Genomic DNA, 12,969 nt, shown 5'->3' on the forward strand with positions numbered 1-12,969 from the left:
GGCAAACCATGGACCCATTCATGCAGGCTGCAATTGACGAGGCCAGACAAGGGCTGGAAGAGGGTGGAATCCCTATCGGTTCAGTCATCGTCCATGACGGCAAGATCATCGGTCGGGGCCATAATCGCCGGGTTCAGGAGGGCAGCGCCATCAAGCATGGCGAGATGGACGCCCTGGAAAACGCAGGTCGCCATCCTGCCAGTGTCTATCGCGAGGCGGTGCTGTATACGACCCTGTCACCCTGCGCGATGTGCAGCGGCGCAATCCTGCTGTACGGCATCCGCAAGGTGATCGTCGGTGAGAACCGGAGCTTCATGGGTGAGGAAGCCTTGCTGCGCTCACGTGGCGTACAGGTCGATGTGCTCGATGATTTGACCTGCGAGCACATGATGCAGGGCTTCATCGCAAGCAAGCCTGACCTGTGGAATGAGGACATTGGTGAGTAAAGCGCCTGTTGCGCGGCTTCATTTGCCCGTCTGGCTGGATAAGCACTGGACTGCGGGTCGTGCCACGCCAAACAGCGCAACGTTGCTCAAGGCATGCTCATCGCCGGTCAGCCTGATCGGCGCGGTGCCGCCCGGCATGACCACTTCCACAAGGCCTGCCTGAACCCTTCCGGCTTTCCAGGCGGCACAGGCTACGGCGCTTGCGCTGGTGCCTGACGAGGCGGTTGCGCCTTCGCCCCGTTCGAACACACGCGCCTCGATACGGTCGGGACCGGTCACGCTCGCCCACTGCAGGTTCACGCCCGCCGCACAGGGATCGCCCAGTCCCACGTCGCCGTCGGAAAACGCAATCCTGGCCAGCGCCTGATGCAGATCCGGCGTCTGTAGTCGGGCGAAGGAAGGCAGGTGTTCGGGGGCACAGACCAGTGTCACGCAATGCGGATTGCCGATGCGCACAAAAACGCTTTGGGACCACGCCTCATCAATGTCGCTCAACCGGTCGACGCGGTTTACCGGCGCGCCCATGAACATTGCCTCTGAAACGCCGGGACCCTGCGCGCTGACCGCCTCTGGCCCGAACTGTGGGCGGCCCAGGTCGAGCCAGAAACCTGCATCGTCACCCATTGTCGTCGGCTGGACCTGCGTCTGGACAGGGGAAGCAGCGTCCGTCTTGTCGTGATGCACCCTGAGCATGAAAGGCTGCCCGTTGCTGACCAGACCCTGATCGGTCAGCGCCTGGGCAAAGATAGTCAGGCCATTGCCGCTGCGTTCGGCCAGCGTGCCGTCGGTGTTGACGATCAGCAGGTCGAACGGTGCAGCGTCCTGAAAGGGGCCGACCAGCAACCCATCGGTGCTGTGAGTGGGCTGCGATGCGTTCAACGGCGGCTCTTCATACCCGCATACCTGCTGGACTGCGAGCCCCGTCCATTCACGGCGCAACGAAGCCGCTGCCTCAACCGATTCCGGAACCGGTATGCCCATCGCTCGCAGTGTCCGGGGCGTCACGACGGCGTAGACGTTACCGCGGGCATCATAAATTCTGTTCATACCGCTTTCGCTCTTTTTTTCCGCTCACAAGAGATTCATCATAGGTACTGTTGGTGCCACTAGTTTGCCGCTAACGATGATAATCTCGTCTCATCACGGTTGATGCACGTATGACCTGCTGATGCACAGTCGTTTTTCTGGAGTTCTCTATGTCGGTCCAACAGCGCAATAACGTCAAGATCATGGGTGATGGACCGACCACACTGATCTTTGCCCACGGTTTTGGTTGCGATCAGAACATGTGGCGCTTCATGGCACCTCATTTTGCCGAGCATTTCAGGGTTGTGCTGTTCGATCTGGTTGGCAGCGGGCAATCCGATGCGTCGGCCTATTACCCGCACAAATACGCGTCGCTCAAGGGGTATGCCACCGACCTGCTGGAACTGGCCGATGAATTTGGCGGTTCGGGGCCGATCATTCACGTCGGGCATTCTGTCAGCGGCATGATCGCGGTGCTGGCCGAGCTTCAATCGCCCGGGCGTTTTGCCGGCCACGTGATGATTGGCCCGTCGCCGCATTACCTCAACGACGGCGATTATGTGGGCGGCTTCACACGGGCGGACGTCGATTCCTTGCTGGAAACGCTGGAAAGCAACTACCTGGGCTGGTCCAGCACCATGGCGCCGACCCTGATGGGGGCGTCCGACCGTCCTGAGCTGGGCGAAGAGCTGGCCGACAGTTTCTGCCGCACCAACGCCGATATCGCCAAGCAGTTCGCGCGGGTGACCTTTTTGTCCGACCATCGCGCAGACGTGGCGCGTTTCAAGGCCAGGACGCTGATCCTGCAGAGCAGTGACGATCTGGTCGTGCCGGTTCAGGTCGGGGAATACCTTCACGCGACGATTACGGACAGTACCCTTTACATGATCGACAACGTCGGCCACTACCCTCATATGAGTGCGCCGCAGGAATGCATCAACGCCATGAACCAGTTCCTCGACTCGGTCGGGAGTTCTGCGCATGGACATTGAGCCGATACCACCACGCGACATCGAGCAGCTTTACGAGCATGCACCCTGCGGGTTGGTGGTCACTCAGGCCAATGGCACCATCGAACGCGTCAACGAAACATTCTGCCTCTGGCTGGGCATGACCCGCGAAGCGTTGACGGGGCGCCGCTTTCAGGACTTGCTGAATGTGGCCGGCAGGGTGTTTCTGCAGACCCATTGGGCACCCTTACTGCAAACCCAGGGCTCGATTGCCGAAGTGAAAGTCGAGATCACCCATGCCGATGGCCGTTCCATACCGATGATGCTCAATGCCGTACGCCGCGAGCATCCGCAGGGCGTGCGTCATGAGCTGGCGGTCTTTCTGGCCGAGGAGCGCAACAAGTACGAGCGCGAATTGCTGGCCTCGCGCAAGATGGCCGAAGAGTTGCTGCAGCAGCAGATGTTCGTACAGACAGAGTTGACCTCCGCACGTAACCGCTTGCGTCTGGCCCATGCCGAAGCCGAGATACGGGCCATTTTTGCCGAGCAGATGATCGGCATTGTCAGCCATGACCTGCGCAACCCGCTGACGGCGATCAAGATGGCAGCAGGCCTGTTGGACCGTACTGCACTGGAATCCCGGCAGGAACGCATTCTGGGCCACATCCACCTGTCGACCGATCGTGCCGACCGCATGATTGTCGATCTGCTGGACTTTACCCATGCCCGTGTCGGTCGTGGCATCTCGCTGTCCACCCAACCGATCGATCTGCATGCCACCGTTGCCAGGGCCGTCGAGGAGCAGCGTCTGGCTTATCCGGGACGGGTGATCACTCATCACACCGAGGGGCAGGGCGCCTGTACAGCCGATGCGGATCGTCTGCTGCAAATGATCGGTAATCTGGTGAGCAATGCCGTGACTTATGGTGCACCCGACAGCGAAATTATTGTTACATCCGCTTTCGAAGCGAATGTGATCAAGGTGTCAGTGCACAACAGAGGCGAGCCGATCCCGGCGCAGAAGATCGATGGCCTGTACGAACCTATGGTCCACGCAGCAGGCAGTGGCGATGAAACCCGTACCGTCGGGCTTGGACTGTTCATTGTTCGCGAGATCGTCCGGGCTCATATGGGTGATATCAGCGTTCGCTCTTCGGCTGAAGACGGCACGACGTTCACTGCAACTTTTTCACGCCCTGCTGACTGAATGAGTGGGTAACTGCGTATGGAGCCATTCAAATGAATGGTTTATCGTGCGCTTCTGCGTGAAGCACTTTCGTTGTTTGCGCATCTGGTCTGGAACCTGCGGACCGGATTGAAGCCTGGCCCAAGGGTTTCATGATTGGTGATATACAAAACAGCCTGCGCGTCTAGAATGCTGCGTCATGCACAACACTTCAAAGTTTGGTTACAGGTCGGACATGCAGCAATCCATTGCTAACGATGTAGCCACCATAGGTCGGATCAGTGCGGTTCCCGCCATCCTGCAAGTCGTGACTGAGTCCACCGGTCTCGGCTTCGCTGCGGTTGCGCGCGTGACACAAACGTCGTGGACCGCCTGCGCTGTTCTGGACAAGCTCAATTTTGGTCTGCAAGCCGGCGGCGAGCTTGAGTTGAGCAGTACGATCTGTCATGAAATCAGCCTGTCCCATGAGCCTGTGGTGATCGACCATGTGTCTCAGGACACGCGATTCTGCGAGCACCACACACCGCGCACGTATAATTTTCAGAGCTACATATCCGTCCCGATCTTTCTCGGCGATGGCCGGTTCTTCGGCACCATCTGCGCGCTCGACCCTAATCCTGCCAAACTGATCGGCACACCGATCCTGGCCATGATGGAGTCGTTTGCACGTCTGCTGGCTCTGCAGCTTGAGGCCGAAAAAGACATGCAACAGGTGCAGGCCGATCTGCTGGCCGAGCGTGAAGTGTCAGAGTTGCGCGAGCAGTTCATCGCCGTGCTGGGCCATGACCTGCGCAACCCGCTGTTTGCCATCAATGCCAGCGCTGAACTGCTGCTGCGGCGTCCGCTGGACGACAAGGGGCAGCAGATCGTGCAGCACATTCTGACTTCCGGAAAACGCGCGTCGCAACTGGTGGATGACGTGCTCGATTTCGCGCGAGGTCGGCTGGGGCACGGTATCCCGTTGAGCATTCATGATGCGCAAGGCCTCGATGCAACGCTTGAACACGTGGTCTCGGAGATCCGGCGGGTGCATCCGTCCCGGCAGATCCGTTCGCAGATCGGCACGCTGGAGCTCATCCGCTGTGATCACGAGCGGATTGCGCAATTGCTGTCCAACCTGGTTTCCAATGCGATCAGCCATGGTGATGCGGCAAGCCCTGTCGATGTGGTGGCGCTGGTCGAGGGCGGCTCGTTTCTGCTCAGCGTGACCAATCAGGGCGAGCCCATACCCGAGCCGGTGATGAGTCAGTTGTTCCAGCCGTATTCACGCCCAGTGACGGACGAGCCCCAGGCCGGTCTGGGGCTTGGCTTGTACATTGCCAGCCAGATTGCTGTGGCCCATGGCGGCACGCTTGAGGTGTCTTCGACGCGCGAGCGCGGTACGACCTTCACGTTCAGCATGCCGCTGGTTTCTGTGTCCTCGCTTGCAGGTGCCCGGTAAGGAGCGACGGGCTCGTGCTCGACGTTTCGGTGCTGCGCTGACCATCCTTGTTACAAACTCTCCGACCGCTTTGCTTGCTCATCGTTGTGACCGGGCCGAACCTGAAGCCTCTATCGTCATCAAAGACCTGAGTCTTCACCGTCCTTCGGGGCAACCGATGAGAGCCCAGTGATGAACAGTCGTGTACGAAAATTTGCCTGGGGCGCGTTGTGCGTCATGTTGAGTGTGAGCGCTGTTCAGGCGCAGAACCTGCCTAACAGCACGCAAGGCAATGGTGCCAGCAGCAACCCTTACAACAGCCCCATCCATCGCGCCAACCCCAACAGCCGCCAAGGCACCGAATCGAGCATACCGCCCTCGCGAGCGCCCAATATTGCGCCGCCGGTGCGCAGGCCGACGCTGGAAAACGGTGGCATCGGCAACGGCTACCCGACTCGTCAGACGCCGTCGCGCCCGTCCACGCAAACCCCTGACCCGCAACGCGCCAAGTGATCCAGTGACGTCACGTTCCCGTCGTGCGACGGGACATCCAATTCATGCATAAGGAATCGCCCATGTTCAGAAAGACCCTGTTTGCGACACTGTGTGCCACCGCTGTCCTGAGCCTGCCACTGTCGGTAAGTGCCGCCCCTGCCGAGCAATACAAGAGCGAGCTTGGCACCGTCACGGTCACCCCGATCGTTGAAGGCTTGAACTACCCTTGGGCGTTGGCGTTTCTGCCGGACAACAAAGGCATGCTGGTCACCGAACGCTCGGGTAATCTGCGACGGGTTTCGGCGGACGGCAAGTTGTCTGCGCCGCTCTCTGGTGTTCCGCAAGTCTGGGCCAGAAAGCAGGGCGGGCTGCTCGATATCGTGCTGTCGCCGGACTTCGCCAAAGACCGAATGGTGTACCTGACCTACTCCGAAGGCAGCGGCAAAACTGCCGCCGAAGGCGATACCGCAGGCACCGCGGCAGGACGCGGCCGGCTATCGGCAGACATGACGAAGCTTGAAGATTTCGAAGTGATTTTCCGCCAGGAACCCAAGCTGTCATTGGGTAACCACTTTGGCTCACGGATGGTCTTTGATCGCGACGGCTATCTGTTCATCGCACTGGGCGAAAACAACGAGCGTGCAACTGCGCAAGACCTGGACAAGCTGCAGGGCAAGGTCGTACGTATCTTCCCGGATGGCAACGTTCCCAAGGACAACCCCTTCGTTGGTCAGAAAAACGTGCGCCCGGAAATCTGGTCCTATGGTCATCGCAACCAGCAGGGCGCGGCCCTCAACCCCTGGTCCGGCACACTGTGGACCAATGAGCATGGCCCCAAGGGTGGCGATGAAGTGAACATCATCGAGCGTGGGCAGAATTACGGCTGGCCGCTCGCAACCCACGGCATCAACTATTCTGGCGAGCCGATTCCGGAAGCCAAGGGTAAGTTTGTCGAAGGCACCAAAGTGCCGTTTCAGGTGTGGGAAAAGTCACCGGGTATCAGCGGAATGACCTTTTATGACGATGGCCGTTTCAAAGCGTGGGATCACAACCTGTTCATTGGCGCACTGGCCACTGAAGAGTTGATACGGTTGCAGTTCGAAGGCGACCGGATCGTGCATGAAGAACGTCTGCTCAAAGACATGAAACAGCGTATCCGTGATGTGCGTCAGGGGCCGGATGGTTATCTGTATCTGTTGACCGATGACGATAAGGGGCAGTTGCTGAAAGTGGGACTGGCGCAATAAGTCACGCGTTATACAACGTACGAAAAAGAAAATTCCCACCGTCAGTGGGAATTTTCTTGTTGAGTGGACAAACGCTGAAAGACTCAGCGTTGTACACCCGAATCAACGATCCTGTTCGTCGCGAATAACAGCGCCGGTCTTGGCGTTGACATCGTAGTTCCACTCAACGCCTTTGGCGTCCTTGAGTTCGATCTGGTAGACGTAGTTGCCGCCCGCGTCTTTCTCAAGTTCGGTGTCGTGAATCTGAAAGCCCGAGTGCTTGGCCAATGCCTGTTTGTTGAACTGCTCGAAGTCACCGACCGCGCCGGATTTTTGCAAACGAACAACTTCATCCGGGCCGATATCGGCTTGAGCAGCACCGGCAGCGGCAGTCAGGGCAACAGCGGCGAAGAGGGCAGACATAAGTTTCATAGGGTATTCCTTCTGATTGATCTGTTGTAATGGATTGTCGGCTCGCTGATTCGTTCAGCGGCTGTGTTGGAATCAGATTAGCGACGCATACTTAATTCACGCTTAATTAATCGACCGGGCTTCTTTATAGGACGGGCCCGCCGCTGCACGCATAAAGTTTGCCGACCTGATTCGTTTGAAAAACAGGGCGCACGCAAAGGTTGAAAAAAACCGGCGGTGAACGTAAAAGGTTGCCCCCTGCCTGAAGGTGCTTTGCGTCTGTCCAGGCGCATGATCTTCTGGAGTTCGACAATGAGTACGCCACACCGACCTGCTGCGCGTCTTGCGTTTCGTTTGCTGCCATTGGGCATGGCCGTTGCCTCACCTGTGCTGGCGGTCGAGCCGGTCAATCTGGCCGCAGTGAACGTCTCGGGCAGTCGCGAAGAAAGCGTCGGCGACTATCAGGCGGCTCGGGCGTCGGTTACCGGTTATGACCAGGCCACACTGCTCGATACACCTGCGTCGGTGTCGGTGTTCACCGAGGCATTGATTCAGGATCGCCAGGCAAGATTGCTCAGTGAGGTACTGCGCAATGACGCGTCGGTGGGCGAAAGCTATGCCCCGGTGGGTTACTACGAAAATTTCGTGGTGCGCGGCTTCTCGCTCAATGCCGCCAACAGCTATCGCATCAACGGCCGCAGCATCACTGGTGAACAGAACGTGGCGCTGGAAAACAAGCAGCAGGTCGAACTGCTCAAAGGCCTGTCGGGCCTGCAAAGCGGTGTGTCGGAGCCGGGCGGTGTTATCAACTACCAGACCAAACGTGCAGAGGATGTGCGCTCGGTCACGGTGTCGACCAACGAGCACGGCGAACGCTATATCGCCACCGACGTGGGCGGCTGGTTTGGCAGTGAGCAGCAGTTCGGCCTGCGCGCCAACCTGGCGCATGAGGACATTCGTTCCTACGTCGAGCACGCCGACGGCCAGCGCGACTTTGCCTCCCTGGCGTTCGACTGGAACATCAGCGAGCGCGCCTTGCTGCAACTGGATGTCGAGTATCAGACCAAGGAACAACGCTCGGTACCCGGTTATCAGTTGCTGGGCGGCACAACCCTGCCGCACGACGCTTCGCCGCGCAAATTACTGGGCTATCAACGCTGGTCCAACCCCGTTGGCATCGACTCCCTGAACATGAACGGCCGCTTCGAGTACCGCTTCAACGACAGCTGGAAAGGCCGTGTCAGTGCATCGCGCAGCCGGGTGGTTATCGACGACTACAGTGCGTTCGCCTGGGGGTGCTACGGTTCGGCCAGTTGCGCGGCAGAAGCGGTGCCCAATCATTTCAGCGCCGAAGGTGGCTATGACATCTACGACTTCCGCAGCCCCGACGACACGCGGCGCAACGATGAGCTCGAGGCCGCGCTCTCCGGCACCTTTACAACCGGATCGCTTGCGCACGACCTGACGGTTGGCAGCAGTGCGTACCGACGCACCGTCGATACCCGTGGCACCTTCAATGAGTTCGTCGGGTCCGGCAACATCAACGAGTCGCCTGATTCGGTTGCGCCCTCCGACCTGCCGTTGCCGCACACCGAGCGCCGTCTGGACAGCCGCCAGTATGGCGTGTTTGTGACCGACCGGATCAGCTTCAACGAGCAATGGCAGACGGTGCTGGGCGGGCGTCAGGTGCGTCTGGATGAGCAGGCCTATGCCGAGGACGGCAGTGATGCACGCCACACCGAGCGCTGGGTGTTTCTGCCTCAGGCAGCGCTGATCTACAAGCCGGTGGACAACGTTTCTCTTTACACCAGTTACAGCAAAGGACTTTCGCTGGGTGGCACGGCGGCCTGGTTTACCACCAACGCCAGCGAGATTCTGGCTCCGACCGTGTCACGCCAGCTTGAGGCGGGCGTCAAGTACGATTGGCAGCGTATGAGCTTCACTGCGGCGGTGTTTCAGGCGCGTCAGGCCTATCAGTATTCCAGACCCAATGACGACGGCACCTTCACCTACGTGCAGCAGGGCGAGCAGAAGAACACGGGGCTGGAGCTGGGTGCCAACGGCTGGGTCACTGACCGCCTGCAGCTTTCGGCCAGCGCGGCGGCAATTCGCGCACGGGTCGAGGGCAGCGGTACTGAAGCCTATGAAGGTCATCAGGCACTCAACGTTCCGAAATACCGGGGCAGCCTGCAAGCCGACTACAGCCTGCCGATTCGCGGGCTGGCTCTGCTCGGTGGCGTGCAGTACAGCGCGAGCAAGATGGCGGATCGGGAAGGCTCCGTGCAGGTCAACGATTACGCGTTGTTCAACATCGGCAGCCGCTACAGCACGAAGATCAGTGGCTACGACACCGTCCTGCGCCTGACCGTCGACAACCTGTTCGACAAGCGCTACTGGCGTGACGCTGGCGAATACCTGGGCGACGACTACCTGTTCATGGGCGCCCCCAGGACCGCCAGACTCTCGGCCTCGGTCAGTTTCTGAATCCACGGCTGGGGCGGGCGCAGAGCGTCCTGAGTGGCAGTCCCGCGCAGGCGCGTTCCGCGTTCACCCGTCTTGCTGGATGAACAAGGAACCCACGGGATCTGTATTCCAAACCCCGCAGCTCGCCGCAAGCTTTGCTATTCTTCGCGCCCAGCGAGCGCGGGACGCGCTTTTCAGCCATGTATCGGGGGCTTCATGACGGCCATCGTTCGACCACCTCCACAGCCGTTCAGCCGTGGCGACTACAAGACTCTGGGTCTTGCAGCGCTGGGCGGGGCGCTGGAAATCTATGATTTCATCATTTTCGTTTTCTTTGCGCTGACCCTCAGCCAGCTGTTCTTCCCGCCCGAAATGCCCGAGTGGCTGCGTTTGCTGCAGAGCTTCGGTATTTTCGTGACCGGCTATCTGGCGCGCCCGTTGGGCGGCATTCTGATGGCGCATTTTGCCGACCGTCTGGGACGCAAACGGGTGTTCAGCCTCAGCATCCTGATGATGGCCTTGCCCTGCCTGCTGATCGGCATCATGCCCACCTATGCCCAGATCGGCTATTGGGCGCCGTTGGTGCTGCTGGCCCTGCGCATTCTGCAAGGGGCAGCCGTCGGGGGAGAGGTGCCGAGTGCCTGGGTGTTCGTCGCCGAGCATGCACCTGACGGCCATCGAGGTTACGCCTTAGGTGTGTTGCAGGCCGGACTGACCTTCGGCTACCTGCTGGGCGCGTTGACGGCGACCTGGCTGGCACGGGTCTTCAGCCCGGCGGAGATTCTCGATTGGGCCTGGCGCATCCCGTTCCTGCTGGGCGGTGTGTTCGGCGTCGTGGGCGTCTGGCTGCGTCGCTGGCTGAGCGAAACGCCTGTGTTCATGGCTTTGCACGCCCAGCGCGAAGGGCTGCAAGGACTGCCACTCAAGCAGGTCCTGAAAGACCACCGGGCTTCGCTGTTACCGGCCGCCTTGCTGACCTTCGTGCTGACATCGGCCGTCGTCGTGCTGGTGGTGATCACGCCGACCGTGATGCAGCAACGATTCGGCATCACGGCCAGCCATACCTTTGCCCTGAGTGCAGCCGGTATTGTTTTTTTGAACATTGGCTGTGTGCTGGCCGGCATGCTGGTCGACCGCATCGGTGCCTGGCGCGGTGTCATGCTCTACAGCCTGTTGTTACCACTGGGCATCGGCGTGCTGTACGCCAGTCTGATCGAGGGCTGGTTGCCACTGGGCGTCGCCTACGCCATTGCGGGTCTGGCCTGCGGAATCGTGGGTGTGGTGCCGTCGGTGATGGTCGGCCTGTTTCCAGCCAGTATCCGGGTGTCGGGCATATCGTTTACCTACAACATTGCCTATGCGTTCTGGGCCAGCACCACGCCGCTGTTGCTGATCGCGTTGATGCCCTGGAACGTCTGGGTATGCGTGCTCTACGCACTTGCAATGGGCGTAACCGGTCTGGTCACGGCCATCGTGTTCGGCGTGCGCAGAGGCGTTGTGGTCGATGATGTGGCACTGAGCCGAGCCGGTTAGGCACCTGACGCCTGGCGAGGTCTATGACCTTTTCTCCGGGCAATCGCCTTCGCACACCAAAGACCTCTACAGTCCACGAACGCCAGACAAGTCGATCCCCGTCCCGCCCGGTAGGCGGGGCGATTCAGCACGTTGAAACCTGACAGTGCGCAGGTGATTGGCTGGATCCAATTGTAACAACTGATTGTAATTATGAGTGTGCAAGTTTATCTTGCGCCTGTCTCGCCAAGTAACGTTTTTATAAAGCCTTCAGGTAAGTACCCTTGTTTGCGCTAATCTGTGCAGGGCTTGCCTATGGGTTTTTATATATAAATTAAATAGGATTTGTCTGGGCTTTTTGTAGGAGTTTTCTTTGAGGTTTTGAGTGTGTGATCGATTCAGGAATAAGCCTGCACACTGTGCCCTGTCGGAGACAATGTGTATCGCGTGATAAAAAGATCATTAAATAAAATGGCGTCTGTGCCGATTCACTCTTGAAGTCATGGATGATGAATATGAGAAATGTCCTACAGTTTCATCTGTGCACGCAGTGACAATGGGAGGGAATACCATGTGGGTGACTATTCGGGAACAGGAAGTCCTGGGGCTCTTGCTTCAGGGATTTACCAACAAGGAAATCGCGCAGCAGCTTTGTATCAGTGGCTACACCGTGCGTGATCACGTGTCTTCATTGCTCAGAAAGAATCAGGCCAGGACCCGTGCAGAGTTAATGGCACGTTGCGTGTCGCGTCTCATGGTGTCAAAAAATATCCTACCCCCTACATCTGTCGGATTGCCTGGCGAGATGATCTCTACATAATAGGTACTTGTACGCTCTGTCAGAAGCGCGTCGAGGTTAGAGCGCCTGGGCGTTCCTTCTTTTTAAAATGCCAGGTTATACGATTCAGCTTATAAAGATTTGCGGGTGGGGTGTTCTTGCGGGGAGGCAGGATATACCCGATCCGGTGGCGAAGGGTCTTGTCGGCAGACGTTAGCGCAGCGTTTCAGATAGTGATACGGCACGACAACATTGGATCAACAATAAAAGGAGTCACTCATGACTGTGTGTCTTGTTCGGCGAGCTTCGCGTTCCGATCAGTCATCGCGGCCGGAACCGCAACGTCCTGAAGTCGATGCGCTGACGGATATGCAACGTCTCGCCCAGCGCCAGTCCGGCCTGTCGCGAGCAGTTCTCGCCGCACAACAGGCCGCCCTGCTGGGGCCGACAGGTCACTTTGCGAACCTGTCCCGACAGGTTCGAAAGCAGGGCAGACAGGCACCCGTCCTCAAGGACATCAGCGCTCTTGAAGACCATGACCGTCGGGCGCTTGCAGAGCAGGCCTTGCAATTCGTACTGGCGGTCCATTGCCGGCGACCTCCGGCTGACAATCCGTTTCGAGGCATGACACGCGAATACCTGTGCTGCGTCGTGTTCGATGAGGCAGCCCCCTACACACTGGTCGAGCGCTACGCAGCAGGCGATGCGTTGCGGCAAGCCGACAGCGAATACTTCAGCAAGCTGATCGCAACGACGCGCGACACCGTCGAACGACGAATAGTCTTCCACGGCCTGCTTGAACACTTTGACCACTTACTACCCATCGAAAAAAGTATCTATCCACTGGACTATCGCGCCGTGCAACAAGCGCACCTCGATCACGAAGAAGCGCTCTACGGCAAACTGGAACTTGAACAGCCCATCCGTGTGATGCTTGAAACACGTGAACCTCAATGGCTCGTTGATCACGTATGCGAACTTGAGCGTCCTGCCCGCTGAAACAGGGGTGACCATAATCACGTCGCTAGGGAATCTCCGAACAAGTCCCAAGATGTG

At 58.7% G+C, this 12,969-nt stretch carries 12 protein-coding genes; 10 read left to right on the forward strand and 2 right to left on the reverse strand.

Translation table 11 applies throughout. The annotated features are described in order from the left end of the window. The first annotated feature begins 8 nt into the window (after nt 1–8). Nucleotides 9–446: a nucleoside deaminase gene (locus tag BUB69_RS21640; RefSeq protein ID WP_073170307.1), complete on the forward strand. Its 438-nt coding sequence runs from the start codon at nt 9–11 to the stop codon at nt 444–446. Nucleotides 447–464: 18 nt separating this feature from the next. Here BUB69_RS21640 and BUB69_RS21645 read toward each other — a convergent pair whose 3' ends face one another. Beyond that, nucleotides 465–1,493: a diaminopimelate epimerase gene (locus tag BUB69_RS21645; RefSeq protein ID WP_073170308.1), complete on the reverse strand. Its 1,029-nt coding sequence runs from the start codon at nt 1,491–1,493 to the stop codon at nt 465–467. A 149-nt stretch (nt 1,494–1,642) separates the two neighbouring features. Here BUB69_RS21645 and BUB69_RS21650 point away from each other — a divergent pair, with 149 nt between their 5' ends. From BUB69_RS21650 to BUB69_RS21670, 5 genes are all read left to right on the forward strand, one after another. Further along, nucleotides 1,643–2,464 (forward strand): alpha/beta fold hydrolase, encoded by an 822-nt coding sequence (locus tag BUB69_RS21650; RefSeq protein ID WP_073170309.1) that lies wholly within the window; start codon nt 1,643–1,645, stop codon nt 2,462–2,464. Further along, entirely contained in the window at nt 2,454–3,629 is a 1,176-nt protein-coding gene (locus BUB69_RS21655) for a PAS domain-containing sensor histidine kinase (RefSeq protein WP_073170310.1), read from the forward strand. Before BUB69_RS21650 ends, BUB69_RS21655 begins: the two co-directional genes overlap by 11 nt. Nucleotides 3,630–3,843: 214 nt before the next feature. Continuing rightward, nucleotides 3,844–5,049, forward strand: coding sequence for a GAF domain-containing sensor histidine kinase (locus BUB69_RS21660; protein WP_073170323.1), 1,206 nt, complete (start codon nt 3,844–3,846; stop codon nt 5,047–5,049). Nucleotides 5,050–5,220: 171 nt separating this feature from the next. After that, nucleotides 5,221–5,541: a hypothetical protein gene (locus BUB69_RS21665; RefSeq protein WP_073170311.1), complete on the forward strand. Its 321-nt coding sequence runs from the start codon at nt 5,221–5,223 to the stop codon at nt 5,539–5,541. 62 nt (nt 5,542–5,603) lie between these two features. Continuing rightward, nucleotides 5,604–6,770, forward strand: coding sequence for a PQQ-dependent sugar dehydrogenase (locus tag BUB69_RS21670; protein ID WP_073170312.1), 1,167 nt, complete (start codon nt 5,604–5,606; stop codon nt 6,768–6,770). A 102-nt stretch (nt 6,771–6,872) separates the two neighbouring features. On the opposite strand, the gene BUB69_RS21675 is transcribed toward BUB69_RS21670, so the two are convergent. Continuing rightward, the gene (locus BUB69_RS21675) at nt 6,873–7,181 is read right to left on the reverse strand and encodes a PepSY domain-containing protein (protein WP_073170314.1); all 309 of its coding nucleotides are present in this window, start codon (nt 7,179–7,181) and stop codon (nt 6,873–6,875) included. 291 nt (nt 7,182–7,472) lie between these two features. Here BUB69_RS21675 and BUB69_RS21680 point away from each other — a divergent pair, with 291 nt between their 5' ends. From BUB69_RS21680 to BUB69_RS21695, 4 genes are all read left to right on the forward strand, one after another. Continuing rightward, complete coding sequence (locus BUB69_RS21680) at nt 7,473–9,644, forward strand: TonB-dependent siderophore receptor (protein ID WP_073170315.1); 2,172 nt, start codon at nt 7,473–7,475, stop codon at nt 9,642–9,644. A gap of 195 nt (nt 9,645–9,839) precedes the next feature. Next, complete coding sequence (locus BUB69_RS21685; RefSeq protein ID WP_073170316.1) at nt 9,840–11,156, forward strand: MFS transporter; 1,317 nt, start codon at nt 9,840–9,842, stop codon at nt 11,154–11,156. A 550-nt stretch (nt 11,157–11,706) separates the two neighbouring features. Next, nucleotides 11,707–11,955, forward strand: a complete 249-nt coding sequence (locus BUB69_RS21690) for a helix-turn-helix domain-containing protein (RefSeq protein ID WP_163032204.1) — start codon at nt 11,707–11,709, stop codon at nt 11,953–11,955. A 237-nt stretch (nt 11,956–12,192) separates the two neighbouring features. After that, nucleotides 12,193–12,912 carry a hypothetical protein gene (locus tag BUB69_RS21695; protein WP_073170318.1) on the forward strand — a complete coding sequence of 240 codons (720 nt, stop codon included), beginning with the start codon at nt 12,193–12,195 and terminating at the stop codon, nt 12,910–12,912. Nucleotides 12,913–12,969: the final 57 nt, after the last annotated feature.

It is taken from the genome of Pseudomonas asturiensis, assembly GCF_900143095.1.
In the GTDB taxonomy this organism is placed as follows: domain Bacteria; phylum Pseudomonadota; class Gammaproteobacteria; order Pseudomonadales; family Pseudomonadaceae; genus Aquipseudomonas; species Aquipseudomonas asturiensis.